We start from the raw sequence: 26,608 nt of genomic DNA on the forward strand, positions 1-26,608 counted from the left end.
GCCCCCCGGTCCGCATCAAGATTCCATAACCCTCGGGCGGTCGGCCGGAGGGTGCCCGGGATGGGCGCGGTGGGCTGCCGCCCGGCGGCACGCGGGCCAGAAGCCGCGTGACATGGGCGTTCCCGGCCTCTCCGCACGCGCCGGGGGCCGAGCGGCCCGGTCGTCGGCCGCCGGGCCGAGGATGAACTACCGGTCAGTAACCCCCTGTCGCGGCGTGCGGTTCATGCCTACCCTGATCGGCATGAGTGCTTCCCTCCGGAGGCTCCGCCGCAGGGTCCTCCTCGGCGGCGCCCTTGTGCCCGTGGCCGCCGTGGCCACGGCCCTCGGCATCCCCGGGGCCGCCGCGGCCCCCGGTCCCGAGGTGCACGCGGCCATGGTGGCGGGACGCGACACCCGGCTCGCGTTCGACCTCGACGATGCCCTGCCGGAGCACCCCGACCTGGTGCGCCGCCTGCAGTGGATGCGGGCCGGCGAGGTGCCCGCCGCCCGGCCGGGCGACCTGCGGGTGGCCACCTTCTCGGCCGGGCTGAGCCGATCCGTCCCCGGCCGGCTGGCCGAGGAGGTCTCGGCCCCCGGCTCCGAGCGGGCCGAGCGCGTGGCCGAGACCGTCCAGCGCGCCGCCCCGGACGTCGTGCTGCTGACGGACGTGGACGTGGACGGCGGCGACGAGGCCGCGCGGGACTTCCGGACGAACTACCTGGCCGTGGGCACCGGCGGCCAGGAGGGCATCGACTACCCCTACGTCTACACGGCCGAGGTCAACAACGGCGTGGACACCGGGGCGGACCTGGACGACGACGGCGTGATCGGCGGGACGGGCGACTCCTTCGGCCCGGGCGAGTTCGCCGGCCAGCACGGCATGGTGCTCTACTCCCGCTATCCCCTGGACACCGGGTCGATCCGCACCTTCCGGGACCTGCGCTGGGACGAGATGCCCTACAACGCCCTGCCGGAGGACGACTACACCGAGCTCGAGCGGTCCGTGCTGCGGCTGTCCTCCACCGCCCACTGGGACATCCCGGTGCGGGTGGGCGGCCGCACGGTCCACGTCCTGGCCTCCCAGCCGGTGGACCCCGCGTCCGGGGAGTCCTCGGCCGCGCGCCACCACGACGAGATGCGGTTCTGGTCCGACTACGTCACCGGCCGCGGGGACTACATCACGGACGATGCCGGCCGGTCCGGCGGGCTGGCGCGGGACAGCGACTTCGTGCTCGCCGGCACCTTCGGGGACCGCACCGGGACCGCCCTGGACGAGGACCACCCCTCGGCCATCCGGGCGCTGCTGGACGCCGAGGTCATCCGGGACCCGGAGCCGGAGTCCGCCGGGGCGCGCGCCGCCGACCGGGACGAGGCCACGGCCACCCACGCGGTGCGGGACGGCGAGGGCGAGCTGGTCCTGGACCGCACCGACTTCGTCCTGCCCTCCGCCTCGCTGTCCACGAGCGCCTCGGGCGTGTTCTGGCCCCTCCCCGGCCAGCTGGGCTCCCACCTGACGCCGACCGGCGGCGACGCGGACCGGGCCGGCCTCAGCGAGCACCGGCTCGTGTGGGCCGACGTCACCCTGGGCTGAGGCCGACCGTGCACGCCCAGACCCTCTCCAGCGGCCACCACGTCGTCTGGTCCCGTCCGCCCGCCGAGCGCCGCGGCACCGACCTGGTGGTGGTGGTCCACGGCTACGGCGCCAACGAGGTGCGCGCGGCCCAGGCCTACTTCGGCATGCTCCCCGAGGGCACCACCGGCCTGGCCGTGCGCGGGGGGTTCGAGATCGACGCCGGCGCCTACCCCGTCGCGGACGGGACCGACGGCGCCGGGGCGGGCCCCGGCGGGCCGGACCCGGGCGCGTGGGGCTGGTTCCTGCTGGACTACTTCCTGACGAACGACTTCGCCGAGGTGGTCGCCTCCGCCCACCGGGTGTTCGACCTGCTCGACGCCGAGGAGGTGTCCGGCGCCGGATTCGGCTCCGTGGCGCTGCTCGGGCACTCGCAGGGCATGGCGATGGCCTCGACGGTCTGCCGGCTGAGGCCGGAGGCCTTCGCCTGCGTGGTGGGACTCAGTGGGTTCGTGCTGTCCAACCCGCTGCTGGCCACCCTCGACGCCCCGCCCGAGGGTCCCGGGCCCCGCCCGTTCTTCTGGGGCCGGGACGTCGCGGACCTGGTGATCAACCCGGACGCGATCGCGTTCACCGCCGACTGGCTGGAGCGGCACACCCACCTGACGGCGCGCACCTACGAGGGCATGGGCCACGGCACGAGCCCGGAGGAGGCCAGGGACGTGCGGATCTTCCTCAAGCACGCCCTGGCCGCCGCGCGTCAGTAGTCGCGCGTCTCCCGCCGGGTGATCGACTCGCCCGTGTCCGGGTCCTGCACGTTCCGGGCCTCGGTGACGCGGCGCCGGGAGCCCGAGGCCCCCATCTGGACGAGGGACAGGACCAGGAGCAGGGCGCCGGCGGCCATGAGGATGTAGCCCGCGATCGTCAGGTCGATGCCGGGGATCACGTCCTGCACGGCGAAGGCGATGATGGCGCCGATGGCGATCAGGGCGATGGAGCTTCCGAAACGCATGGTGTTCCCCTTCGGTCGAGCGTGCGGCCGGACCCCGCTCGGGCCTGGCCTGCGCGTAGTGTTTCAGGAGCAGGGGCGAACGGGCCACCCGTGCCGCCCCGGTGCCACCAGGACAGCCAGCACAGGAGGACACGATGGCCAAGAGGTCGATCATCGCGGGCATGGCCGGGCGAAGGGCCGCCGACTTCGCCCTGAACCGGGCCCTGGACGAACAGGGCAACCCCACGCCGGCGTTCCAGCGCATGGTGCTCAAGGCCATGGACGTCCAGCGGCCCCTCGTGCTGCGCAACCTCAACCGGCTGCGGCGGCAGAACCCCTCGGACACGCCCGCCCAGCTGGCCGAGCGGCTGGGGGCGCAGTACCTGAGGGCGGTCACGGGGGGCGGCGCCGCCGTCGGGGGCACCGCCGTGGTCCCCGGCGTGGGCACCGCGGCCGCGCTGGGACTGTCCGCGGCCGCCACCGTGGGGTTCCTCGAGGCGACCGCCCTCTACGCGCAGTCGATCGCCGAGCTCATGGGCATCCCCACGGACGACCCGCAGCGGGCCCAGACCCTCGTGATGGCGGTGATGCTCGGCGACGACGGCCGCCGGCTGCTGCGCGACTTCACGAGCCAGGCCCACGGTGCCGGCCCCGGGCCGCTGGCCGGCCCCGGGCCGCTGGCCGGCGCCGTGTCCGTGCTGTCCGGCTCCTCCGGGATCTCCGAGGCGCTCTTCCAGCAGATGAAGCGGATGTTCCTCAAGCGGTTCCTCATCCGCCAGGGCGCGGGCCTGTTCGGCCGCCTCGTGCCCTTCGGGATCGGTGCCGTGATCGGCGGCCTGGGCAACCGCGCCATGGGCAAGGGCGTGGTCAAGGCCGCGCAGGACCTGTTCGGCCCGCTGCCGGAGCAGGTCCCCGGCACGCTGGCCGCCGAGTTGCGGGCCCTGCCGTCCGGCCGGGGCGCGCGCCAGGACGCGGGCCGCGAACCGGCCGCGCCGGAGGCAGTGGACGGCGCGGAGGACGCCGGGCCGGCCGGCTTCCGCGCCCTGCTCGCCGAGGACGAGCGCCGGGACGCCGAGGAGCTGCGGGACGAGGGGACGCTGGCCGAGCTCGGCGTGGACGAGACCCCGGAGGAGTTCGCCGCGGAGGTCGAGGCGGCCCGCCGGGCCCACCGGCGGGCCCGCGGGGAGCGGTAGGGGCGTCCCGGGCGGGGCCCGGGCCCGCGGCCGGAGCGCGGTCCTCGGCCACGCGCCGGGCCGCGCCCGGTCCTCAGCCGAGGACCGCGGTGGCCACGGAGTAGATGGCCAGTCCGGCCAGGGCGCCCACGATCGAGCCGTTGATGCGGATGTACTGCAGGTCCCGGCCCATGTAGAGCTCGATCGTCCGGGACGCCTGCTCGCCGTCCCAGCGCTGGATCGTCTCGCTGATGACGCCCACCAGCTCGGGGCCGTAGTTCCGGGCCAGGTGCTGGGCGGCGTCCGAGGCCCAGCCGTCCACGCGGCCGGCCAGGGCCCGGTCCTCCTGCAGCCGCACCCCGAGGTCCTGCAGCGCCGCGACCATCGCCCGGTGCAGGTCGGAGGAGGTGTCGTGCAGCTGGCCCAGCAGGGCGTCCTTGGCGGTGGCCCACGCCTGGCCGGCCCACTCGCGCATGCGCGGGTCGTCGAACAGCTCGCGCTTGGCCTGCTCCACGCGCTCGCGCGTCACGGGGTCCTCGCGCATGTCCCGGACCAGCTCGTCGAGCCACTCGTCCACGGAGCGGCGCAGCTCGTGGCGCGGGTCGTCCCGGACCGAGGCCAGGTAGCGCAGCACCTCGGCGTGGATCCGCTCGGCCAGCAGCTGGTCCACCACCTCCGGGACCCACTGGGGGGATCGGCGCCGCACGCTGTCCACGAAGAACTCCGGGTTCCGGGCCACCCAGTCGCCCGCGCGCGTCACCACGAGGTCCACCACGCGGTCGTGGTGCCGCTCGGCGACCACCTTGGCCAGCACCGTGGACAGCGTGGGGGACCAGTCCGGCTCGATCATGTGGCGCTGGACCAGTCCGGCCAGCAGGTCCCGCACCAGCACGTCGTCCAGGGCGGCGAGGATCCCCTCGGCGGCGGCGGAGACCTCGACCGCCACGCGTTCGGCGTTGGGGCGCCGGCGCAGCCACGCGCCGCCCCGGTGGGCCACCTCGAGGGACTCGAGCTTCTCCCGGGCCACCTCACCGGCGAGGAAGTTGTCCTGCACGAAGGTGCCGAGCGACTCCCCGATCGAGTCCTTCTTGCGCGGGATGATGGCCGTGTGCGGGATCCGCAGGCCCAGCGGGTGGCGGAACAGGGCGGTCACCGCGAACCAGTCGGCCAGGGCGCCCACCATGCCGCCCTCCGCGGCGGCGCGGACGAAGGCGAGCCACGGATAGCGCTCCTGCAGGCTGAAGGCCACCACGAACACCACGGCCAGCGCCACCAGCAGCCCGGTGGCCACGGCCTTCATCCGCCGGAGCCCGGCCGCGCGCTCGGCGTCCGTGGTCTCCCCGCCGCGGGGGGTGCGCGGGACGCGCGGCCCCGCGCCCCGGCCCGTCCCGGCGCGGTGGGACCCGGCGACACCGGGCCGCCGTGCGCGGACCGGCCCGGCCTCGGGGGCGCGGACGGCACCCGGTCCCGACGGCGCCCGGCCGGGATCCCCGCCCCCCGCGGTCGTGTGGGGGGCACCGGTCCCGGTGGTCCCCACCGGTGCGGCGGGCGCGTCCGGGCGGGCCGGGGCGGGGCCGGCGTCGGGAAGGTTCTCGTCCATGGGTCCTCCGGCCGGGGTCAAGGTGTCAGCACAAGTTAACCAGCCGGTCGCCTCCCGGGGGCGGCGTCCGGCACACCGCCGGTCCTAGGCTGGCCGCGTGTCCGACACCCCGACTCCCGTCAGCCCGGAACACCGTCCCCCCGTCGACGACCGTCCCCTGGTGATCGCCCACCGCGGGTCCTCGGGAGCCTACGCCGAGAACACGCGTGCCGCCTTCCTGCACGCCCTGGCCGAGGGGGCGGACGGCGTCGAGGTGGACGTCCACCTCACGCGGGACCGGCACCTGGTGTGCCTGCACGACGCGACCCTCGAACGCACCACCAACGGCTCGGGTGCCGTCTCCGACCACACGCTCGCCCAGCTGCGCCGGCTGGACGTGCACAGCTGGAAGGGCGCCCGGCTGCCCGGCGACTACGGTCCCCCCTCGGCCCAGCTGCTCACGCTGCCCGAGCTCGTGGACCTGCTGGTGGCCGCCGGCCGGCCCGTGCGGCTGGCCGTGGAGCTCAAGCACCCCAGCCCCTTCGGCCACGAGCTCGAGGAGCGGGCACTGGCGGCCCTGTTCGCGGCGGGCTGGGACCCGGAGACCTCGCGCGTGGGCGCGGTGGAGGTGTCCTTCATGAGCTTCTACCCGGGCTCCCTGCAGTACCTCGCCCCGATCGCGGGCACCGACCACCTCTGCCAGCTGCTGACCGTGGTGCCGCGCGAGCCGGTGCCCAGCCGCTTCAGCCTGGGGCCGCTGAGCCGCGCCGCCGTGCGGGCCACCCTGCGCCAGGCCGTGGCGGACGCGGAGCGGCTCGTCCGGGAGGGCCGGACGGGGATGGCCGGGCCCGGGGTGGCGTACGTGCGCCGCCACCTCGCCGACGTCAAGGCCTGGCACGCCGCCGGACGCCGGCTGCGCGTGTGGACCGCGGACCGGCCCGCGGACGTGGAACTGCTGCGCGGCCTGGGGGTGCAGGAGATCACCACGAACCTGCCCGCGCGCGTCCTGGCCCAGCTGGCCGCGCGCCCGGCACCCGTGGCGGAGGCCCTGTCGGGGCCGCACGTCGCGGGGTACGCCACGGCCGGGCGCCGCTGACCTGCGCGGAGTCCGCCGGGAGGGACCCCGGGGGCTCCCGCGACCGCCGTCGGTGTGACTATGCTCACGGTACGCACCGGGGCGCCACGAGTGCCCCCGCACGACTCGCCGTCACTCGATCGTCACTCGACACCCGGGAGGGACCCATGCCCGCATCCGCCAGGCGACGCCTCACCGCCCTGACCGCCGCCGCGGCCGCCGCGGCCCTGCTGCTCTCCGGCTGCGCCCAGAGCCAGCGCGAGGACTCCGGCGGAGGGGACGCCGAGGGCTCCGGGGGATCCAGCGAGCAGGTGGACAGCCGGTTCATCTTCGCCTCGTCCTCCGACCCCAAGACCCTGGACCCGGCCTTCGCCAACGACGGCGAGACGTTCCGCGTCTCCCGCCAGGTGTTCGAGGGGCTCGTCGGCACCGAGCCGGGCACCCCGGACCCCGCGCCGCTGCTCGCGGAGTCCTGGGAGGCCAGCGACGACGGCCTGACGTACGACTTCACGCTCAAGCAGGACGTGACGTTCCACGACGGGACGCCGTTCGACGCCGAGGCCGTGTGCGCGAACTTCGACCGCTGGTACGGGTTCACGGGCATCCAGCAGGCCGAGACGATGTCCTACTACTACGGCAAGCTCTTCCGCGGCTTCGCCGACAAGCCCGAGGACGCCGTCTACGAGTCCTGCGAGGCCGTGGACGAGAACCACGCCACCGTGACCCTGGCCCAGCCGTGGGCCGGGTTCATCGCCTCGCTGTCCCTGCCCGCGTTCGCCATGCAGTCCCCGGCCGCGATGGAGGAGTACGGAGCGGACGAGGCCAAGGGCACCGCGGAGTCCCCGCAGCTGACCGAGTACGCCCGGGCGCACCCCACCGGCACGGGCCCGTTCAGGTTCGAGTCCTGGAACGTGGGCCAGGACATCACCCTGACGGCCAACGAGGACTACTGGGGCGAGCAGGGCGACGTCCAGGAGATCACCTTCCGCGTGATCGACGACCCCGTGGCCCGGCGCCAGTCCCTCGAGGCCGGGGAGATCGACGGCTACGACCTGGTGGCCCCGGCCGACGTGGCCGACCTGGAGGAGGCCGGGTTCAAGATCTTCACGCGCGACCCGTTCACCATCCTCTACCTGGGCCTGAACCAGGAGGTCGAGGAACTGCAGGACGTCAAGGTGCGCCAGGCCATCTCGCACGCGATCGACAAGGACGCGCTGATCCGCCAGACCCTGCCCGAGGGCACCAAGAAGGCGATCGAGTTCATCCCGGACTCCGTGAACGGCTACACGGAGGACGTGGAGACCTACGACTACGATCCCGAGCGGGCCAAGGAGCTGCTGGCCGAGGCCGGCTACCCGGACGGGTTCACGGTGGACTTCAACTACCCCACCGGCGTCTCCCGGCCCTACATGCCCACCCCGGAGCAGGCCTTCTCCAACATCTCCGGCCAGCTCGCCGAGGTGGGCATCGAGGTCAACCCGGTGCCGGAGAAGTGGAGCCCGGACTACCTGGACCGCATCAACGGCACCTCCGACCACGGCATCCACCTGCTCGGCTGGACCGGTGACTACAACGACACGGACAACTTCGTGGGCGTGTTCTTCGGCCAGGAGAAGCCCGAGTTCGGCCTCGACGACCCGGAGCTCTTCGCGGCGCTCGAGAAGGCGCGGCAGACCGCGTCCCTCGAGGAGCAGACCCCCCAGTACGAGGACATCAACCGCATGGTCTCGGAGGTCGTCCCGGCCGTCCCGCTGGCGCACCCGGCCCCGTCCCTGGCGTTCGCGGACCGGGTGGAGGACTACCCGGCGAGCCCCGTCAACGACGAGGTCTACAACGAGATCGAGCTGAACGAGTGACCGTCGGGGTCCCGTCCGCGGGACCCCGACGCCACCCTCGAAGGGACGCCGCGTGCTCAGACTCATCGGCAGGAGGCTGCTCCTGCTGGTCCCCACCCTGTTCGGCCTGTCCGTGCTGCTCTTCCTCTGGGTCCGGGCCCTGCCCGGCGGACCGGCCACCGCCCTGCTGGGGGACAAGGCCACCCCGGAGGCCGTGGCCCGCGTCAACGAGGCCTACGGCTTCGACCGCCCCCTCCTGGAGCAGTACGTCCTCTACATGGGGCGCATCATCTCCGGGGACTTCGGCACCTCGCTGCAGACCAGCCGGTCCGTGCTGGAGGAGTTCGCCTCCCGGTTCCCCGCCACCCTGGAGCTCACCGTCTTCGCCATGGTCTTCGCCGTGGCGCTCGGGATCCCGCTGGGCTACTGGGCCGCCCGCCACGTGGGCCGGTGGCAGGACCAGGTCGCCGTGCTGCTGTCCCTCATGGGCGTGGTGGTGCCGGTGTTCTTCCTGGCGTTCATCCTCAAGTGGGTGTTCGCCGTGCAGCTGGGCTGGCTGCCCACGGACGGGCGGCAGGACCCGCGGATCGACGCGACGCACTACACGAACCTGTTCGTGTGGGACGGGATGATCACGGGGGAGTACGACGCCGCGTGGGACGCGCTGCTGCACCTCGTGCTGCCGGGGGTGGCGCTCGGCACCATCCCGCTGGCCATCATCGCGCGCATCACCCGGGCCTCCGTGCTGGAGGTCATGAACGCCGACTACGTGCGCACCGCCCGGGCCAAGGGCCTGGCGCCCCGGCTCATCCGCGACCGGTTCGTCATGCGCAACGCGCTGCTGCCGGTCATCACGACGCTCGGCCTGCAGCTGGGCCTGCTGATCTCCGGCGCGGTGCTCACGGAGACCGTCTTCGCGTTCAACGGGATCGGCAGCTTCCTGTGGGACGCCATCTTCAACCTCGACTTCCCGGTCCTGCAGGGGTTCATCATCTTCATCGCCCTGATCTACTCGCTGATCAACCTGGTGGTGGACGTCTCCTACGGCCTCATCGACCCCAGGGTGCGTGTCTCATGAGCGTGAACCTCCCGCCCGTCCCCGGCGGTGCCCCCGTCCCCGGCGGGGGGCCGGGGCCCGAGCGCGTCCCGGGCGGCGTGCCGCTCGCGGCCGCTCCCGTGCCCGACGGCGGCGCGCCCGGCCCGGAGGCCGGCGCCGGCGGTGACGGCTCGGGCGCGGCCCGGGGCACCTCCGTGTGGCGGGACGCCTTCCAGCGCCTGCGCCGCAACCCCGCGGCGATCGCCGGGGCGGTGATCGTGGCCCTGTTCCTGCTCGTGGCCCTGCTGGCGCCGGTGCTCGCCCCGTACCCCGGGGAGTCCGTGCCCGGCGCCCGGGAGATCACCCCGGGGGACATCCCCGGACCCGGGGAGCTGCCCGCGTTCCCCCTCGGGCTGGACCGCTTCGGCGGGGACGTGCTGTCCAAGCTCATCTGGGGGGCGCAGTCCTCGCTGGTCATCGGCATCGTCTCCACCGCGCTGGGCCTGGTCGGCGGCATGCTGCTGGGCCTGCTGGCCGGCACGTTCGGCGGCTGGGTGGACGGGCTCGTGATGCGCATCGTGGACATCCTGCTCTCCGTGCCGAACCTGCTGCTGGCGGTCTCCATCGCGGCGGTGCTCGGCCAGGGCGCCTACGCGGTGATGATCGCGATCGGGGTGTCCCAGGTGCCCATCTTCGCCCGGCTGCTGCGCTCGTCCATGCTCAGCCAGAAGGGCTCCGACTACGTGCTGGCCGCCCAGACGCTCGGGCTGGGCCGGCGGACCATCACCATGAGCCACGTGCTGCCCAACTCGGTGGGGCCGGTGATCGTCCAGGCCACGCTGACGCTGGCCACCGCCGTGATCGACGCCGCCGCACTGTCCTTCCTCGGCCTCGGTGGTGGCCGGCCGGAGACGGCGGAGTGGGGGCGGATGCTGACCTACGCCCAGGCCGAACTGGGCATCGCCCCGTGGCTGGCCTTCCTGCCCGGCCTGTGCATCGCCGTCACCGCGCTCGGGTTCACGCTGCTCGGCGAGTCCCTGCGCGAGGCGCTGGACCCGAAGTCGCGGGCGCGGTGAGCGGCGTGGGCGGGGCGGCCGCGGGACCGGGGAACGAGCACGAGAGGAGGGACCGCATGCAGGACCCGATAGAGGACGGCGTGGGGCGCCGCCGGGCGGCGGCCGCGGAGCCGGACGGGCGGGTAGACCCGGGAGCGGCAGCGCGGACGGACGTGGGACCGGAGGGGGCCCGGCCCCTGCTGGAGATCTCGGACCTGCAGGTCGACTTCACCACGATGCACGGCGCCGTGCGCGCGGTGGAGGGCGTGTCCCTGGCCGTGGCGCCGGGCCGCACCCTGGCGATCGTGGGGGAGTCCGGGTCCGGCAAGTCGACCACCGCCATGGCCGCCATCGGGCTGCTCCCGGGCAACGGGCGGGTCACCGGAGGCTCCATCCGCTTCGACGGCCAGGACCTGGTGGGGCTGCCGGAGTCCCGGATGCGCTCCCTGCGCGGCCGCCAGGTGGGGCTGGTCCCGCAGGACCCCATGTCCAACCTCAACCCGGTCTCCCGCATCGGCACGCAGGTGGCCGAGACGCTGCTGACGCATCGGCTGGCCACCCGGCGGGACGTGGACGGCGCGGTGGCCGAGGTGATGCGCCGGGCCGGGATCCCGGAACCCGAGCGGCGGGCGGGGCAGTACCCGCACGAGCTCTCCGGGGGCCTGCGCCAGCGCGCGCTCATCGCGATCGCCCTGGCCTGCCGCCCGCAGCTGCTCATCGCGGACGAGCCCACCTCCGCGCTGGACGTGACCGTCCAGCGGGTCATCCTCGACCAGGTCGAGCAGATGACCGCCGAGCTGGGGACCGCGGTGCTGCTCATCACCCACGACCTCGGGCTGGCCGCCGAGCGCGCCCAGGACCTGGTGGTGATGCACCGCGGGAGGGTGGTGGAGACGGGGCCGGCGGCGCGGCTGCTGGAGGACCCGCAGCACCCCTACACGCAGTCGCTCGTGCAGGCGGCGCCGTCCGTGGCCGCGGTCCGGCTCACGCCCGGCGCCTTCGCCGCGGGCCCGCACCGGGCCGGCGCGCCGGGTGACCAGGACGGCGCGACGCCGGCCGCGGCGGGCGGGCGGGACGGCGCCGGGGTCGGGGGCACGGGGCCGGGCCGGGAATCGGCGGGGCCGGGGACGGGAAGCCCGACGGCGACCGGTGCCGGGGCCGCCGTCGAGCCGCTCGTGCGGATCACCGGCCTGACGAAGGCCTACCCGGTACGCGGCCGCGAGGACTTCTACGCCGCGCGGGACGTCACGCTGGAGATCCCGCGGGGCACCACGGTGTCCATCGTGGGGGAGTCCGGGTCCGGCAAGACGACCACGGCGCGGATGCTGCTGCGGCTCATCGAGCCGACCTCCGGCTCGATCGAGTTCGACGGTCGGGACGTGCTGGGGCTGGACCGGGGCGGGCTGCGGGACTTCCGCCAGCGCGTGCAGGCCGTGTTCCAGGACCCCTACTCCTCGCTGAACCCCATGTTCACGGTGGGCCGGATCATCGAGGAGCCCCTCGTGGCCTACCGCCGGGGCGGGGCGCGGGAGCGCCGGGCCCGGGTGCGGGAGCTGATGGAGCAGGTGGCGCTGCCGGCGGGCATGGTCCGCCGCTATCCCTCGGAGCTCTCCGGCGGCCAGCGCCAGCGCGTGGCGATCGCCCGGGCGCTGGCCCTGAACCCGGACCTGATCGTGTGCGACGAGCCGGTGTCCGCCCTCGACGTGCTGGTGCAGGCCCAGATCCTGCGGCTGCTGGGCGCGCTGCAGGAGGAGCTGGGGCTGAGCTACCTGTTCATCTCGCACGACCTGGCCGTGGTGCGGCTCGTCTCCGACTACGTGTGCGTCATGAAGGACGGTGAGCTCGTGGAGGCGGCCACGTCCGAGGAGGTCTTCACGAACCCGCGGCACCCCTACACCCGCCGGCTGCTCGCCTCGATCCCGGGCAACGCGCTGGACCTCGACCCCGAGGCCGCCTGAGCCCGGGAGCCTCCGCCGCTACAGCGCCCCGTGCCGCCGCGCGACGTCCACGGTCAGCTCGGCGATCGCCTTCTCCTCGTTCGTGGGCACCACGAGCACCGGGATGGCGGAGTCCTCGGTGGAGATCACCCGGGGCGCGTCCGAGCGCTCGAGGTTCCGCTCGGCGTCGTAGGCGATGCCCAGGGGCTCGAGGCGGTCCAGCACCGCGGCGCGGAACGGGGCCGAGTTCTCCCCGATCCCGGCGGTGAACACGACCGCCTGCGCCCCGCCGACCGCCACGTGGTAGCCGCCGACGTACTTCGCCAGCCGGTAGGAGGCCACCTTCAGCGCCATCCGGGCCCGGCGGTCCCCGGCGTGGGCGTTGTCCACCACCTGGCGCATGTCCGCGTGGCCGGACATGCCCAGCAGGCCCGACTCCTTGTTGAGCACGCGGTCCATCTGCTCGGCGTCGTAGGTGCCGTTGCGGATCAGGTGCGTGATGATCGAGGGGTCCACGTCCCCCGAGCGCGTGCCCATGACGAGCCCGGCCAGTGGGGTGTAGCCCATGGAGGTGTCCACGGAGCGCCCGCCGCGGATCGCGGTCGCCGAGGCGCCGTTGCCCAGGTGCAGGACGACCGCGCGGAACTCCTCGCGGGGGATCCCCAGCGTCTCGGCGGCGATCCCGGTGACGAGGTCGTGGCTGGTTCCGTGGAAGCCGTAGCGGCGGATGCCGTCCTCGGTGTAGAGCGCGTCCGGCAGCGCGTAGCGCCAGGCCTCCTCCGGCATCGTCTGGTGGAAGGAGGTGTCGAAGACGACCACCTGGGGCATGTCCGGCCAGCGCTCGCCGATGGCGCGCAGTCCCTGGGCGGCGGCGGGGTTGTGCAGCGGGGCCAGCGGGGCCAGCCGCTCGATGGCCCGGATGACCTCGTTGGTCACGAGCGCCGGGGCCTTGAAGCGCTCGCCGCCGTGCACCACGCGGTGGCCCGCGGCGTCGATCCTGCGGTCGCCGATCACCTCCGCCAGCTCGGCGTGCACCCGGTCCAGGGCCTCGGCGTGGTTGTCGATCCCGGAGCCGGGCACGCCGATGCGCTCCACGAGGCCCCGCGCGAGCACCGCGTCCGCCGGCACCGCCCCGGGACCGTCCGCCGTCCCGTCCGGCCTCCCCGCGTCGTCGGCCACCTCCCGGAGCTGGTACTTCAGCGAGGACGAGCCGGAGTTGATGACGAGGATGAGCATGGCGGGGGCCTTTCGGAGCCGGCGGGGCCGGTCGGGAGGGGACGGGACGGGGCTGCTGGTCGGGACTCAGGCGCCCTGCGCCTGGATGGCCGTGATCGCCACCGTGTTGACGATGTCGTCCACGGTGCAGCCGCGGGAGAGGTCGTTGACGGGCTTGTTCAGGCCCTGCAGCACGGGCCCGACGGCGACGGCGCCGGAGGACTGCTGGACCGCCTTGTACGTGTTGTTGCCCGTGTTCAGGTCCGGGAAGATGAACACGGTCGCCTGGCCGGCCACCTCGGAGTCCGGCATCTTCGAGGCGGCCACGGAGGCGTTGACCGCGGCGTCGTACTGCAGCGGGCCGTCCACCTTGAGCTCCGGGTGGTCCCGGCGCACCAGCTCCGTGGCGGCGCGCACCTTGTCCACGGCCTCGCCCGAGCCGGAGCCGCCCGTGGAGTAGGACAGCATGGCCACGCGCGGGTCCACGCCGAACTGCGCCGCCGTCACGGAGGAGGCGTAGGCGATGTCCGCGAGCTGCTCGGCGTCCGGGTCCGGGTTCACGGCGCAGTCGCCGTAGACGAGGGCGCGGTCCGGCAGCAGCATGAAGAACACGGAGGAGACGATGGAGACCCCGGGCCGGGTCTTCACGAACTCCAGCGCCGGACGGATGGTGTTGGCGGTGGTGTGGGCGGCCCCGGAGACCATGCCGTCCACGTCCCCCAGGTGGACCATCATGGTGCCGAAGTACGCGCCCTCGGTCATGACCTCGCGGGCCCGGGCGATGTCCACGCCCTTGTGCGAGCGCAGCCGGGCGTACTCCTGCGCGTAGCGCTCGTGGTCCGCGGCGGTGGCCGGGTCCACGAGCTCCAACCCGGTCAGGTCCACGCCCTCGCGGGCGGCCACCTCGCGCACGGCGGCCTCCGCCCCGAGCACCACGAGGTCGCACACGTCCCGGCGGCGCAGGATCTCGGCGGCGCGCAGCACGCGGGGGTCCTCGCCCTCCGGCAGCACGATCCGCTGCCGGTCCGCGCGCGCCCGCTCGATCAGCCCGTGCAGGAAGCGCAGCGGGGTGGTCCGCTCGGCGCGCGGCAGTCGGATCCGCTCGAACAGCTCGTCGCCGTCCACGCGCTGGTGCCACGCGCCCAGGGCGGCGGCCGTCTTGCGGGGCTGGGCGCTGGAGAGCTCGCTGCGCACCGTGGCCACGGCGCGGGCGGTGCCGAAGGTGTCCGCGAAGGTGCTGAAGATCGGGAACGAGGCCCCCGCGTAGAGCCGCTGGATCCTCTCGTTCGGCTCGATCCCGTTGGTCAGGATCATCCCGGAGGGCACCGGGAACTCGGGGGCCAGGGCGGAGGCCACCGTGGCCAGCACGGCGTCCGAGCGGTCCCCGGAGACCAGCACGAGCGCGCCCTCGCGCAGGATCTGCAGGAAGTTCCCGCCCTCCATGGACACGGCGCGGACCTCGGAGACGTCCCGGTCCAGGTTGGTGCTGCCGGCCACCTGGGTCAGGTTCAGGGCGGCGGCGACCTCCGCGACGGAGGGCAGTGCCAGCTCCGGCAATTCCGGCAGGACGTACACCGGCCAGGCGTGCCGGCCGGGACGGATGGCCGCGGCGACGGCGTCCAGCCGGGCCGGGTCCGCCCGGTTGACCATCATGGCCAGCAGCTCGACGCCGGACTCGTCCAGGGTGCGCCGGGCCAGGTCCACGGCGTCGGCGACGCCGGCCGCGTCGAGCCCCGAGCCGGAGACGACGCCCACCACGGGAGTCCCGAGGTGCCGGGCGAGGGAGGCGTTGAGGTCCAGCTCGAAGGCGGGATCCGCCCCGGTGAGGTCCGTGCCCTCCACGACGATGATCGAGCACCGGCCGGCCATCTCGTCGAACAGCGCCACGCACCGCTCGTGGAGCTCGTCCGAGCGGCCCTCCGCCATCAGCCCCCGCGCCTCGGCCGCCGTCATCCCGCCCCGGGCCCGCTCGGCGTCGAGCCCGTAGTTCTCCCGCATCAGCAGGACCATGGGGTCGGTGTCCACCGATCCCCCCGGGACCACCGGTCGGAAGAAGCCGATGGACCCGGTGCGCTTGTACAGCGAGTCCGCCAGGCCCAGCGTGACGAGGGACTTGCCCGCCCCGCTCGTGGTGGTGGTGACGAAGATGCCCTGCGTCATGTCGCGTTCCAAGCCTTCCCGTGGACGGTTGCTCCGGGTCCCACTCTATGTCCGGCTCCCCGTCCGGCTCCGCCCCGTGCCGAGGCGGCCGGGGTGCACCCCGCTCCGCCGGGCCCGGTCCCGTGGGGCCGGGCCCGTCGGGCCGGGCCCGGCGCCGGCGTCACGGGGCGGCCGGCGTCGGCGGCGACCCGCGTCACCGACTACCGTGTCCTAGGTCATGGCGGTGCCCTCCGCCCTGGCATCCCATCGCACCCCACCTCGCACCCCAAGGGGAGACCATGTCATCGCATCACCCCGTGGACCGCCACCATCCGGTCCACAATCCCGACGTCGTCGGGTTCACGCAGGCCGAGATCGACGAGACCCCGGTCCGGGTCCGGTGGAACTCCCTCGGCCCCGGCATCGTCGCCGCCGCCACGGGCGTGGGCGCCGCCGACCTCGTCGCCACCCTGACCGCGGGCTCCCGCTACGGCTACATGCTCATGTGGGCCGTGGTGCTCGGCGTCATCTTCAAGATCGTGCTCGTGGAGGGCACCGGCCGCTACTACCTGTCCACCGGCAAGACCATCTTCCAGGGCTGGCGCACCCTGGGGGCCTGGACCAGCTGGTACTTCGGCATCTACATCATCGTCTGGGGCTTCGTGTACGGGGCCACCGCGATGAGCTCGGTGGCGCTGCCGCTGGCGGCCCTGTTCCCGGGCGTGGACTCCAAGGTCTTCGCGATCGCCTCCGGGCTGATCGGCCTGGCCCTCGTGTGGATCAACAAGTACGGGCTCATCGAGAAGCTGATGACCGTGCTGATCGGCATCATGTTCGTCGCGGTGCTCGTCTCGGCCGCGCTGACCGCCCCCAACCTCGGGGAGATCCTCACCGGGCTGGTCCCGCGCATCCCGGCCGAGCCGGACGCCATGTTCTACGTCCTCGGCCTGGCCGGCGGCGTGGGCGGCACCATCACGCTGGCGGCCTACGGCTACTGGCTGCGGGAGAAGGGCTGGAACACGCCCAAGTGGATGAAGGTCATGCGCTACGACAACGCCACGGCCTACGTGCTCACCGGCGTCTTCGTCATCGCCACCATGATCATGGGCGTGGAGCTGCTGCACTCCGCCGGCCTGGCCATCTCCGCGGGCGACCGCGGCCTGCTGGACGTGGGCAACGTCCTGGCCGAGCGCTACGGCCAGGCCTTCTCGGTGATCTTCCTCGTCGGGTTCTTCGCGGCCTCCTTCTCCTCCCTGCTCGGCGTGTGGCACGGCGTCTCGCTGATGTTCGCCGACTTCTGGACGAACTTCCGCAAGCCCGCGGACAGCCTCGACCAGGACGACGCTCCCTCGCTCGAGTCGAGGCCGGCCCGGTTCTACCTCATCTGGCTGACCATCCTGCCGATGTCCCTGCTGTTCCTGGACCGGCCGATCTTCCTGATCCTGCTCTACGGCACCCTCGGCGCCCTGTTCATGCCGTTCCTGGCGATCACCCTGCTGTTCCTGAACAACCAGCGCCGGACCGTCCCGGCGCGGTTCCGCAACCGGTGGTTCCACAACGTGCTGCTCGGCCTGACCGCGCTGGTCTTCGTGCTGCTGGGCGGCAACGAGCTGGTCAAGGCGGTGGCCCCGCTCCTCGGCGGCGGCGCCTGACCCGCCCCTCCCGGCGTCCCTTGGGGCGCCCGGCGGGGTGCGGCAGACTGGAGGCATGATCGTCGCCTTCTCCGTCTCCCCCTCCGGACGCCCCGAGGGATCCGCCGCCCGGGCCGAGGCCCCGGACGGCTCCGTCCACGACGCCGTGGCCGCCGCCGTCCGGGTGGTCCGGGACTCCGGGCTGCCGAACCGCACCTCCTCGATGTTCACCGAGATCGAGGGGGAGTGGGACGAGGTCATGGGCGTCGTCAAGCGTGCCGTGGAGGCGGTGGCGCCGTTCGGCTCCCGCATCTCCCTCGTCCTCAAGGCGGACATCCGCCCCGGCCACAGCGGGGAGCTGGACGGCAAGGTCGAGCGGCTCGAAGCGGCCCTGAAGGAGCTGTGAGCCGCCGGGACGACCGGCCCCGCCACTACGTCCGCGACGCCGCCCGGGCCGACCTCGAGGCCGTGCTCGCCATGAAGGCCCGCGCCTGGCGCGAGGCCTACGGCTCCGTGCGCGACGAGGCGTTCTTCGCCGCCGCGGAGGCGAGCCTGCCCGGACAGCTCGAGCACTGGCGCCGCGAGCTGGCGCGCGGCACCGCGCTGTGGCTCGCCGAGGACGCGCGCGGGCGGTGCGTGGGCATGGCCGCGGCCGGCCCGGCCCGGGAGCCCGACGGCGGCGCGGGCACCTCCCTGCCCGCCCTCGAGCTGTACTCCCTCCACGTCCTGGAGGAGGCCCAGGGCACCGGGGTGGCCGACGCCCTGCTCGAGCGCGCGATCGGGGACGCGCCCTGCCGGCTCTCCGTCCCGGCCGTCGACGCCCGGGCGCGGGCCCTCTACCGCCGCCACGGCTTCGTGGAGGTCGGCGACCCGGAACCGATGACGGGCCCCTGGGCGGGCCTCGACGCCCAGCGGATGGTCCGCCGTGGCGCGTGACCGTTCCGCCCGGCGCCGGTCTGCGGCCGCGGGCGGCCCCGCGTCCCGGCGGGGCGCGGGCGGCGAGCCCTCGATCGAGCCCGGCCTCTACCCGATCGACGCCGGCACCGCCGAGATCCTGCGCGACCCGTTCACGGAGGGCGCGTGGCTGCTGCGGCTCAACGGCGCGGAGTCCTCGCAGCTCAACCCGGACGACCCGCTGGAGCTGGGCTTCGAGTACATGCGGTGGATCGCCGCCGTCGTGCGCCACCGCTGGGGGCGGGACGCCCCGCTGCGGATCCTGCACCTCGGGGCCGCCGGATGCAGCCTCGCCCGCTGGGCGGCGGCCTGGTACCCGGGCTCCCGGCAGGTGGCCGTGGAGCTCGACGCCGGCCTGGCCGCCCTGGCCCGCGACCGCTTCGGCCTGCCCCGCGCCCCCGCCCTGCGGATCCGCGTGGGGGAGGCCGGCGAGGTCCTGGCCGGGTCCCGGGACGGCAGCCGCGACGTGGTCGTGCGCGACGTCTTCGCCGGGTCCGGACCGCGGGACCAGGCGACACCGGCGCACCTGACGGGGCTGGACGCGGCCCACCACGCCGCCCGGGTCCTCGGGGACGGCGGGATGTACCTCGTCAACCACGGCGGCGGGCCGGACCTCACGGCCGCCCGCCGCGAGGCGGCCACGCTGCGCGCGGCGTTCCGGACCGTGGCGGCGATCGCGGACCCGCAGATGCTCAAGGGGCGCCGCCGCGGGAACATCGTCCTGGCCGCCACCAACGGCCCGCTGACCGCCGGCGGGGACGGGCCGCAGGGGCGCGACGCCCTCGTGCGGCACCTGCTCGCGGACCCGTTGCCGGCCCGGCTCGTGGAGCCCGTGGACGGCTTCGCGGCGGGGGCGCGACCCTTCGACGAGCCGCTGCCGAGCACTAGACTGGAACCATCATCCGCCCGTGTCAACGACGACAACGGCGTGAACCACAGGAGGCCGTCATGACCGGAACCCACGACCAGGACCGCACCCCGATCACCCCGGAACAGGCCACCACCCACGGCGTCGTGGTGGGCGTGGACGGTTCCGAGCAGTCCGTCTCCGCCGCGAAGTGGGCCGCCCGGGAGGCCGAGGCCCGGAACCTGCCGCTGACGCTCGTGACCGCCTACACCATGCCGGTGTTCGCCGCCTCCGCCCTCGAGGCCGGGTACGGCGTCCCGGACGACACGATGATCCGCGACGGCGCGATGCAGGTGCTGCAGGGCGTGGTCAACCAGATCGGCACCCTCGCCGTCCCGCTCGTGCACCGCGTGGAGATGGGCGACGCCGCGGGCGTCCTGGTGGACTACTCGGCCGATGCGAACCTGCTGGTGGCGGGCACCCGCGGCCGCGGCGGGTTCTTCGGCCGGCTGCTCGGTTCCGTGGCCTCGGCGCTGCCGGCCCACGCCAAGTGCCCCGTGGTGATCGTGCCCAAGGGCGAGCACGCCACGCGCGCCGCGGAGGGCGTGCCCGTGGTCGTCGGCGTGGACGGCTCCGAGCAGGGCCGCGTCGCCGCCCTGGCCGCCGCGCTGGAGGCCGAGGTCCGCCACAGCCCGCTGCGCGTGGTCATCGCCATGCCGCCGATCTCCGGCGCCGTGGCCTGGCTGCCGGCCACGGTGGACGAGCAGGCGATGGTCGAGGACATGCAGGAGAAGCTGGACGCCGGGGCCGAGTGGCTGCGCTCCGAGTTCCCCGGGCTCGAGGTCACCGCCGAGATCGTCGACGGCGTGCCCGTGGACGTCATGGTCAACGAGTCGAAGACCGCCCGGCTGACCGTGGTCGGCACGCGCGGGCACGGCGGCTTCACGGGCGCCCTGCTGGGCTCCACGAGCCAGGGCGTCATCTCCCACGCGCACGGACCCGTCATGGTGGTGCCCTACCTCAAGGACAGCCGCCTGGCCACGCGGGCGCGCTTCGGGCCGACCTACTCCTGAGCCGCCCCGCGCCGCTCAGCCCCAGCCGAGCTCGTGCAGCGTGGCGTCGTCGATGCCGAAGAAGTGCGCCACCTCGTGCACCACGGTCACGGTGATCTCCTCCACGAGGTGCTCGCGGTCGGCGCACATCCTCAGCAGGGGGCCGCGGAAGACGACGATCCGGTCCGGCAGCTGCCACGGCATCCCGGCGCGCTCGGTCAGCGGGATGCCGTCGTAGAGCCCGAGCAGCTCGGTGTCCGGGTCCTCCCACGGCTCGGGCTCGTACTCCTCCTCCACGAACACGGCCACGTTGGAGAGCCGCTCGGCCAGGGCCGGCGGCAGGGCGTCGAGGGCCTCCGCCACGGCGCGGTCGAAGTCCTCCTCGGACATCTCGACCCCGACGCCGTCCGGCGAGCGGCCGGCGTCGGGGTCCTCGGAGGGTCCTGCGGGGTGCTCGGTGGTGTCCATCCCTCCATCGTGCCCTCTCGCGGGCCGGGCCGGTGCGGGAGCCGGTTTGCGGTGGACGCCCGGAAGCCTCTACACTCTTACAGGTCCACTTCGGAGAACCCGGAGCGACTGGGCCCCCATCGTCTAGAGGCCTAGGACACCGCCCTTTCACGGCGGCGACACGGGTTCGAATCCCGTTGGGGGTACGCAAGTCTCGCTGTTCCAGGCGATCCGGGCAACCGGAGAGCGAAGGTGGTCAGACCACCGGAAAACGTCTGGTAGAGTTAGGTCTCGCACACTGGCCCTGTAGCGCAGTTGGTTAGCGCGCCGCCCTGTCACGGCGGAGGTCGCGGGTTCAAGTCCCGTCAGGGTCGCTCGGATGTTCCGATCGCCGGTCTCGCCGGCACGGAGGATCTTGGTGATCACCGGTCCACGGACCGGATGGTGCCAGGCTCTGTAGCTCAGTTGGTAGAGCGTTCGACTGAAAATCGAAAGGTCACCGGATCGACGCCGGTCGGAGCCACCAGCAGCACCGAAGGCCCCCGCTTCCCGCGGGGGCCTTCGTCGTTCCCGGGGAGTGTCCTGTGCGCGCTGCCGGCGCTCCGGCACCCCACCGGGACGACGACGGCCCCCGCCGCGTGGCGGGGGCCGTCGTCGTCCGTGGGCGCGGGACCGGTCCGGGGCCGGTCCGCCCCGTTAGTCCCGCCCGGGCGCGTGGCGCCCGCCGTCCTCCGCCCTCCGGCGGGAGAGCCAGGACGTCCGCGAGGCCGGTCGGGGGTCGGCCCCCTCGGCAACCGCCGCGTCGAGGGCGATCTGCTGGCGGCGGGACCGGGAGAGGTTCGCCCACCAGAAGTCGGCGGAGATCCCGCCGGTCTCCTGGGCGTCGTCGTCCGTGCTGAGCCCGAAGCGCTCCTGGATGTCCGCCAGGAAGGCCTTGCGGCGCAGCGCCTCGACCCGGCGGACGTTGGCGTCCAGGCCGCGGAACACGGCGATGCACATCAGCACGAGCAGGACGCTCATCGGCAGGCCGATCGTGATCGCCAGCGTCTGGATGGCGGTCAGCCCGCCGGCCAGCAGCAGGGCCGCCGCCATCAGCGCGGTGGCCACGGCGAAGAACACGCGGTACCGGTGGGCCGGCTCCGGGTCCCCGCCCGTGGCGATCATGGCCATCACGAGGGAGCCGGAGTCCGAGGACGTGATGAAGAAGATCGCCGAGAGCAGGATGGCGCCGATGATCAGCGCGGTCCCGCCGGGCAGCTGCTCGAGCACCTGGAACAGCGCGGAGTTGACGTCCACCGAGCCGTCCGGACCGATCACCGAGGTGTAGCCCGCGGGCCGGTTGATCTCTTGGTAGATCGCCGTGCCGCCGAGCACGCCGAACCAGACCACGGAGATGGCGGTGGGCACCAGCAGGACGCCGACCATGAACTGGCGCACCGTGCGCCCGCGGGAGATGCGGGCGATGAACACGCCCACGAACGGGGTCCAGGACATCCACCAGGCCCAGTAGAAGGTGGTCCAGCCGGCCTGCCAGTCGTCGCCGGCCTGGCCGTAGAAGGCCGAGCCGTCGAGGGACATGCCGATGTAGTCCTGCAGGTAGCCGCCCAGGGTCTGGACGAGCTCCTTGAGCAGGAACTGGGAGGGCCCGGCGATGAGCAGGAACAGCACGAAGCCGGCGGCGATGAGCAGGTTCGTGGTGGAGAGCCACTTCATGCCCCGGTTGACGCCGGAGATGACGGACCACAGGACGAAGGCCGTGATGACGGCGATCATGGCGTACTCCACCCACGGGCTGTCCTGGGGGACGACGCCGAGCGAGCGCAGTCCCGCGGACATCTGCGTGACGCCGAGGCCCAGGGAGGTGGCCACGCCGAACACGGTGCCCACGAGGGCGGTGGCGTCCACGAGGTGGCCCCACGGGCCCCGCGTGGCCTTCTCGCCGATGAGCGGCTCGAGGGCCCAGCGCATGGACAGTGGCCGCCCGCGCCGGTGGATGGCGTGGGCCACGGCGAGGCCGACGACCGCGTAGATGGCCCACGGCTGCAGGCCCCAGTGCAGGTACGTGGTGGACAGGGCCTGCTGGGCGCGGACGGCGGCGGAGGCCTGCTCGGCCTCCAGTGCCGGGCGCGGGGTGGCGAAGTGCATGAGCGGCTCGGTCATGCCGTAGAACACGAGGCCGATGCCCATGCCGGCGGCGAAGAGCAGGGCGAGCCACGACCCGGTGGAGAACTCCGGGGTGCTGTCCGGCCGGCCCAGGGTGATGTTCCCCTTGCGGGAGAAGATGAGGTAGAGGCAGAACACGGCCAGCAGGAAGGCCATGAGCAGGTACCACCAGCTGAAGTTGCTGATGATCGCCTGCTGGACCACGCCGATGCCGGCCTCCATGGCCTGCGGGAAGGCCATGGTCACGGCCACGAAGGCCAGGATGACCACGGAGGAGGGCCAGAACACCCAGGGCACCAGCCGGGAGCGCTGGGCGTCGTCCGGGGTGGCCGGCACCTCCTGCGAGGGCACCGGTCCGGGGGTCTGCGAGGGCGGCGAGGTCGGGGGGCTGGTGGTCGATGACATTACTCCACCGTAGCGCGGCGGCCCGCGGCGCCCCCGGCCCTCGTGGGGTCCCTCACAGGGCCCTGACAGGCTCCCTTCGCCCGGACCCCTGCCACGGGCCCTGCCGGCGACCGCCCCGGACCCTCCCTTCCTCCCTTCCCCGGGGCGGTCGTCAGCGCGGGGCCATGCGCAGGGCGCCGTCCATCCGGATCGTGGTGCCGTTGAGGTAGTGGTTGTCCACGAAGGTCTCCACGAGGGAGGCGAACTCGGCGGGCCGGCCGAGCCGGTGGGGGAACGGCACGCCCTCCGCGAGCCCCGCCCGGTACTCCTCGCTGATCGTCATCACCAGCGGGGTCTCGATCACGCCGGGGGCGATGGTGTTCACCCGGATGCCCTGGCCGGCGAGGTCCCGGGCGGCGGTGATCGTCAGGCTGTGCACCCCGCCCTTGGAGGCGGCGTACGCGGCCTGGCCGATCTGTCCCTCGAAGGCCGCCACGGAGGCCGTGTTCACCACGACCCCGCGCTGGCCGTCCTCGTCCACCGGCTCCGTGGCGGCCATCGCCTCGGCGGCGAGCGTCAGCACGGTGAACGTCCCGAGCAGGTTCACCCGCACCACGGTCTCGAACAGGCCGAGGTCGTGCGGGCCGGACCGGCCGAGGATGCGCGCCGAGGGGGCGATCCCCGCGCAGTTGACCACGGTGCGCAGGGGACCGGCCGCGGAGGCGGCGGCGACGGCGGCCCGCACCTGGTCCGGATCCGTCACGTCCGCGGGGACGTACGTGACGCCCTCGACGGCCGGGGCCTTCTCGGTGGCGGCGGCCAGGTCGACGCCGATCACGTGGGCGCCGCGCCCGGCGAGCACGGCGGCGGTGGCGGCGCCGAGCCCGGAGGCGGCGCCGGTGACGAGGGCGGAGGTGTTCGCGAGGTCCATGCGGGCAGGCTATCCGGTGCGGCGGGCGCGTGTCGCCCGCCCCACGGGAGGGCTCAGCGCCGCAGGAACCAGGCGGCGGAGTCCGGCATCAGCTGGCCGTCCTGCAGCGCCTCGTCGTGGCTGAAGATCGCCGCCGCGTAGTCCTCCGGCACGTCCACGGCGGTCTCGGCCAGGTTGGCCATCACCAGCACCACGGTCTGCGGCACGGTGTCCCCGGAGGCCGGGTCGCGCCAGCCGCCGGTGGTCACGGTGAAGGCCAGCACGCCGTGCTCGGGGCTGTGGAACCGCGACCACGCGAAGGCGCCCGTGCCGAGGTCCAGCTCGCCGCGCACCTCGATCAGCTCGCGGTACAGCTCGAACGTGGAGCCCTCCACGTCCACCTGCTGGTCCGCCGCGTAGCGCGCGTAGGACTCCGGCTGGGGCAGCCAGGGGGCCGCGGGCCGGGCCGGTCCGCCGGGGGCGGTGCCGCCGTCGGGCCCCTCGGTCCCGGCCGCCTCCCCGGTGCCGGAGCCGGTCCCGACGGCGAATCCCAGCCCGGGCGCACCGGCCCGCCAGGGCATGGGGATCCGGCAGCCGTCCCGGCCCTTCTCCTCGCCGCCCGTGCGGAAGAAGGTGGGGTCCTGGCGCAGCGCGTCGTCCAGCTCGGTGTGCTCCGGCAGGCCCAGCTCGTCGCCCTGGTACACGTAGGCCGAGCCGGGCAGGCCGAGCTCGATGAGGGCGGCGGCGCGGGCGCGGCGCCAGCCCAGCGCCTCGTCCGGCTGCTCGTCCTCGGCGCCGATGCCCGAGGGGTAGCGGGTGGGGTCCGTCAGCCCGAAGCGGGAGGCGTGGCGGACGGTGTCGTGGTTGGAGAGCACCCACGTGTTCGGCGCCCCCACCTTGTCCGCCTCCTCGAAGGACACGGTGATCGCGTCCGAGAGCCGCACGGCGTCCCAGCCGGCCAGCAGGAAGGTGAAGTTGAACGCCTGGTGCATCTCGCCCGGGCGGACGTAGCGGAACAGCCGCTCGAGCGGGGCCACCCACGCCTCGGCCACGAGCACCGGGTCGTGGTCGTACTCGGCGAGCACCGCGTTCCAGGACCGGTAGATCTCGTGGACGCCGTCCTGGTCGTGGTACGGCACCGGGTGGGAGTGGTCCCGGGGGTTCTCCTCGGCGTGGCCGGAGACGTCCGCGCCGTCGTCGGGCCCGGGCAGCGCCCCGGACTCCTCCGGGCGGGTGACCGCCACGGCGGCGTCCGTGACCATGCCGGGGCGCTCGTGGTGGTCCGGCAGGCCCTCGGCCTTGACCAGCCCGTGCGCCACGTCCACCCGGAACCCGTCCACGCCGCGGTCCAGCCAGAACCGCAGGATGTCCTCGAACTCCTCGCGGACCTCCGGGTTGTCCCAGTTCAGGTCCGGCTGGGAGGAGTCGAACAGGTGCAGGTACCAGTCCCCGGGCGTCCCGTCCGGGTCCGTGGTGCGCGTCCAGGCCGGGCCGCCGAAGGTGGACTGCCAGTTGTTCGGCGGCTCGGAGCCGTCCGGGCCGGTCCCCGGACGGAACATGTACCGGTCCCGGGCGGCGCGGCCCTCCGGGGTGGCCGGGTCCGCCGCCAGGGCCTCGACGAACCAGGGGTGGGCGGCTGAGGTGTGGTTGGGCACGAGGTCCACGATGAGGCGCAGTCCGGCCTCGTGGACGGCCTCGAGGAGCTCGTCGGCGTCCTCGAGGGTGCCGAAGAGCGGGTCCACGTCCCGGTAGTCGGCCACGTCGTAGCCGCCGTCCTTCTGCGGGGAGACGTAGAACGGGGAGAGCCAGAGCGCGTCCACCCCGAGTTGCTGCAGGTAGGGCAGTCGGGCGGTGACGCCGGCCAGGTCCCCCATGCCGTCGCCGTCGGCGTCCGCGAAGGAGCGGGGGTAGACCTGGTAGATCACGGCGTCCACCCACCAGGGGTTCTGCGGGCGGTTGCGGGCTTCGGACGGTGGGGTGCTCAGGGGTCCCGTGGTCATGGGTCCCACCCTAGTGGTGCGCCCGTGGTGGGCGGTGGGTTCCCGGGTCGCGAACCGGGGGTGCCGGGCGGCGGGACCCGTGGTTCATGACCCGGGAGGCAAGGGGGCGGGAGGCGCCGCGGGGTGGGGGAGCGGAGCGCGGGTCAGTCCCCGGCGGCGGGGAGCATGGGCCGGTGCTCGAAGAAGGTCTGCAGCACCACGGTCGTGCGGGTGTTCACGGAGGCCACCTGCCGCACCTCGTTGACGAGCGCCTCCAGCTCCTTGGGGGTGGCCACGCGCACGAACAGCATGTACGCGGCGTCCCCGGCCACCGAGTGGCAGGCCTCGATCGCCGTGATGGGCTCCAGGAGCTCCGGGGCGTTGTCCGGCTGGCGGGGGTCCAGGGGCGTGATCTCGATGAACGCCGAGAGCGGCCTGCCGATGGCCTCTGGGTCCAGCAGGGCCCGGTAGCCGGTGATGACGCCGCTGCTCTCGAGCTTGCGCAGCCGCGCCTGCACGGCCGAGACCGAGAGGCCCACCCGTTCGGAGAGCTGGGCGAGGGTGGCCCGCGGGTCGTGGGAGACCTCGGTGGCCAGCCTCAGGTCCACGGGATCGTCCATGGAGTGCACGGTACCAGCCCGGATCGTCTCGGGGAGTT

Annotated in this window: 22 protein-coding genes and 3 tRNA genes; 16 read left to right on the forward strand and 9 right to left on the reverse strand. The window is 73.9% G+C overall.

Going from position 1 to position 26,608, the window contains the following annotated elements:
- The first annotated feature begins 241 nt into the window (after positions 1-241).
- Complete coding sequence (locus tag E7744_RS00450; protein ID WP_137772416.1) at positions 242-1,570, forward strand: endonuclease/exonuclease/phosphatase family protein; 1,329 nt, start codon at positions 242-244, stop codon at positions 1,568-1,570.
- An 8-nt stretch (positions 1,571-1,578) separates the two neighbouring features.
- A complete protein-coding gene (locus tag E7744_RS00455; RefSeq protein WP_137772417.1) occupies positions 1,579-2,316 on the forward strand; it encodes an alpha/beta hydrolase in 738 nt (245 codons plus the stop codon).
- On the opposite strand, the gene E7744_RS00460 is transcribed toward E7744_RS00455, so the two are convergent.
- Positions 2,310-2,561 carry a DUF6458 family protein gene (locus E7744_RS00460; RefSeq protein ID WP_137772418.1) on the reverse strand — a complete coding sequence of 84 codons (252 nt, stop codon included), beginning with the start codon at positions 2,559-2,561 and terminating at the stop codon, positions 2,310-2,312. The two genes, E7744_RS00455 and E7744_RS00460, sit on opposite strands and share 7 nt — an antisense overlap.
- 134 nt (positions 2,562-2,695) lie before the next feature.
- On the opposite strand from E7744_RS00460, the gene E7744_RS00465 reads away from it, so the two are divergent.
- Entirely contained in the window at positions 2,696-3,733 is a 1,038-nt protein-coding gene (locus E7744_RS00465) for a hypothetical protein (RefSeq protein WP_137772419.1), read from the forward strand.
- A gap of 73 nt (positions 3,734-3,806) precedes the next feature.
- Here the strand turns inward: E7744_RS00465 and E7744_RS00470 are convergent, their stop codons facing one another.
- Positions 3,807-5,312 (reverse strand): DUF445 domain-containing protein, encoded by a 1,506-nt coding sequence (locus tag E7744_RS00470; RefSeq protein WP_246858483.1) that lies wholly within the window; start codon positions 5,310-5,312, stop codon positions 3,807-3,809.
- 97 nt (positions 5,313-5,409) lie between these two features.
- Here E7744_RS00470 and E7744_RS00475 point away from each other — a divergent pair, with 97 nt between their 5' ends.
- The 5 genes from E7744_RS00475 to E7744_RS00495 all read left to right on the forward strand — a co-directional run bounded on the left by E7744_RS00475 (position 5,410) and on the right by E7744_RS00495 (position 12,250).
- Positions 5,410-6,387 carry a glycerophosphodiester phosphodiesterase family protein gene (locus tag E7744_RS00475; protein WP_137772420.1) on the forward strand — a complete coding sequence of 326 codons (978 nt, stop codon included), beginning with the start codon at positions 5,410-5,412 and terminating at the stop codon, positions 6,385-6,387.
- 146 nt (positions 6,388-6,533) lie between these two features.
- Positions 6,534-8,222 (forward strand): ABC transporter substrate-binding protein, encoded by a 1,689-nt coding sequence (locus tag E7744_RS00480; RefSeq protein WP_137772421.1) that lies wholly within the window; start codon positions 6,534-6,536, stop codon positions 8,220-8,222.
- A gap of 52 nt (positions 8,223-8,274) precedes the next feature.
- Positions 8,275-9,279 carry an ABC transporter permease gene (locus E7744_RS00485; RefSeq protein ID WP_137772422.1) on the forward strand — a complete coding sequence of 335 codons (1,005 nt, stop codon included), beginning with the start codon at positions 8,275-8,277 and terminating at the stop codon, positions 9,277-9,279.
- A complete protein-coding gene (locus tag E7744_RS00490) occupies positions 9,276-10,313 on the forward strand; it encodes an ABC transporter permease (RefSeq protein ID WP_137772423.1) in 1,038 nt (345 codons plus the stop codon). The genes E7744_RS00485 and E7744_RS00490 overlap by 4 nt, the downstream gene beginning before the upstream one ends.
- 56 nt (positions 10,314-10,369) lie before the next feature.
- Positions 10,370-12,250, forward strand: coding sequence for an ABC transporter ATP-binding protein (locus E7744_RS00495; RefSeq protein ID WP_137772424.1), 1,881 nt, complete (start codon positions 10,370-10,372; stop codon positions 12,248-12,250).
- 18 nt (positions 12,251-12,268) lie between these two features.
- Here E7744_RS00495 and E7744_RS00500 read toward each other — a convergent pair whose 3' ends face one another.
- Positions 12,269-13,465 (reverse strand): acetate/propionate family kinase, encoded by a 1,197-nt coding sequence (locus E7744_RS00500; RefSeq protein ID WP_137772425.1) that lies wholly within the window; start codon positions 13,463-13,465, stop codon positions 12,269-12,271.
- Positions 13,466-13,531: 66 nt separating this feature from the next.
- Positions 13,532-15,604, reverse strand: coding sequence for a phosphate acetyltransferase (gene pta / locus E7744_RS00505; RefSeq protein ID WP_137772426.1), 2,073 nt, complete (start codon positions 15,602-15,604; stop codon positions 13,532-13,534).
- Positions 15,605-15,882: 278 nt separating this feature from the next.
- Between pta and E7744_RS00510 the strand changes: the two genes are divergently transcribed.
- From E7744_RS00510 to E7744_RS00530, 5 genes are read left to right on the forward strand one after another with little or no spacing between them, the layout of a single operon-like run.
- Entirely contained in the window at positions 15,883-17,235 is a 1,353-nt protein-coding gene (locus E7744_RS00510) for an Nramp family divalent metal transporter (RefSeq protein ID WP_137772427.1), read from the forward strand.
- 55 nt (positions 17,236-17,290) lie between these two features.
- A complete protein-coding gene (locus E7744_RS00515; protein WP_137772428.1) occupies positions 17,291-17,620 on the forward strand; it encodes a thiamine-binding protein in 330 nt (109 codons plus the stop codon).
- Entirely contained in the window at positions 17,617-18,150 is a 534-nt protein-coding gene (locus E7744_RS00520; RefSeq protein WP_246858484.1) for a GNAT family N-acetyltransferase, read from the forward strand. The genes E7744_RS00515 and E7744_RS00520 overlap by 4 nt, the downstream gene beginning before the upstream one ends.
- Positions 18,140-19,120 (forward strand): spermidine synthase, encoded by a 981-nt coding sequence (locus E7744_RS00525; protein ID WP_168199703.1) that lies wholly within the window; start codon positions 18,140-18,142, stop codon positions 19,118-19,120. Before E7744_RS00520 ends, E7744_RS00525 begins: the two co-directional genes overlap by 11 nt.
- Positions 19,117-20,088 (forward strand): universal stress protein, encoded by a 972-nt coding sequence (locus tag E7744_RS00530; RefSeq protein WP_137772429.1) that lies wholly within the window; start codon positions 19,117-19,119, stop codon positions 20,086-20,088. The genes E7744_RS00525 and E7744_RS00530 overlap by 4 nt, the downstream gene beginning before the upstream one ends.
- A 15-nt stretch (positions 20,089-20,103) precedes the next feature.
- Here the strand turns inward: E7744_RS00530 and E7744_RS00535 are convergent, their stop codons facing one another.
- Positions 20,104-20,535, reverse strand: coding sequence for a metallopeptidase family protein (locus E7744_RS00535; protein WP_371415360.1), 432 nt, complete (start codon positions 20,533-20,535; stop codon positions 20,104-20,106).
- A 112-nt stretch (positions 20,536-20,647) separates the two neighbouring features.
- Here E7744_RS00535 and E7744_RS00540 point away from each other — a divergent pair.
- The 3 genes from E7744_RS00540 (at position 20,648) to E7744_RS00550 (ending at position 21,040) form a co-directional block, all read left to right on the forward strand.
- Positions 20,648-20,720: transfer RNA gene (locus E7744_RS00540), tRNA-Glu, on the forward strand.
- Between the two features lie 94 nt (positions 20,721-20,814).
- Positions 20,815-20,888 (forward strand) — tRNA-Asp (locus E7744_RS00545).
- Between the two features lie 76 nt (positions 20,889-20,964).
- Positions 20,965-21,040, forward strand: a tRNA-Phe gene (locus E7744_RS00550).
- Between the two features lie 170 nt (positions 21,041-21,210).
- On the opposite strand, the gene E7744_RS00555 is transcribed toward E7744_RS00550, so the two are convergent.
- From E7744_RS00555 to E7744_RS00570, 4 genes are all read right to left on the reverse strand, one after another.
- Complete coding sequence (locus tag E7744_RS00555; protein ID WP_137772430.1) at positions 21,211-23,082, reverse strand: BCCT family transporter; 1,872 nt, start codon at positions 23,080-23,082, stop codon at positions 21,211-21,213.
- A 151-nt stretch (positions 23,083-23,233) separates the two neighbouring features.
- A complete protein-coding gene (locus tag E7744_RS00560; protein ID WP_137772431.1) occupies positions 23,234-23,992 on the reverse strand; it encodes an SDR family NAD(P)-dependent oxidoreductase in 759 nt (252 codons plus the stop codon).
- Positions 23,993-24,045: 53 nt separating this feature from the next.
- A complete protein-coding gene (locus E7744_RS00565) occupies positions 24,046-25,971 on the reverse strand; it encodes a glycoside hydrolase family 13 protein (protein ID WP_137772432.1) in 1,926 nt (641 codons plus the stop codon).
- A gap of 143 nt (positions 25,972-26,114) precedes the next feature.
- Positions 26,115-26,570 (reverse strand): Lrp/AsnC family transcriptional regulator, encoded by a 456-nt coding sequence (locus E7744_RS00570; RefSeq protein WP_137772433.1) that lies wholly within the window; start codon positions 26,568-26,570, stop codon positions 26,115-26,117.
- Positions 26,571-26,608 lie beyond the last annotated feature (38 nt).

Source organism: Citricoccus sp. SGAir0253 (assembly GCF_005877055.1).
GTDB lineage: Bacteria > Actinomycetota > Actinomycetes > Actinomycetales > Micrococcaceae > Citricoccus.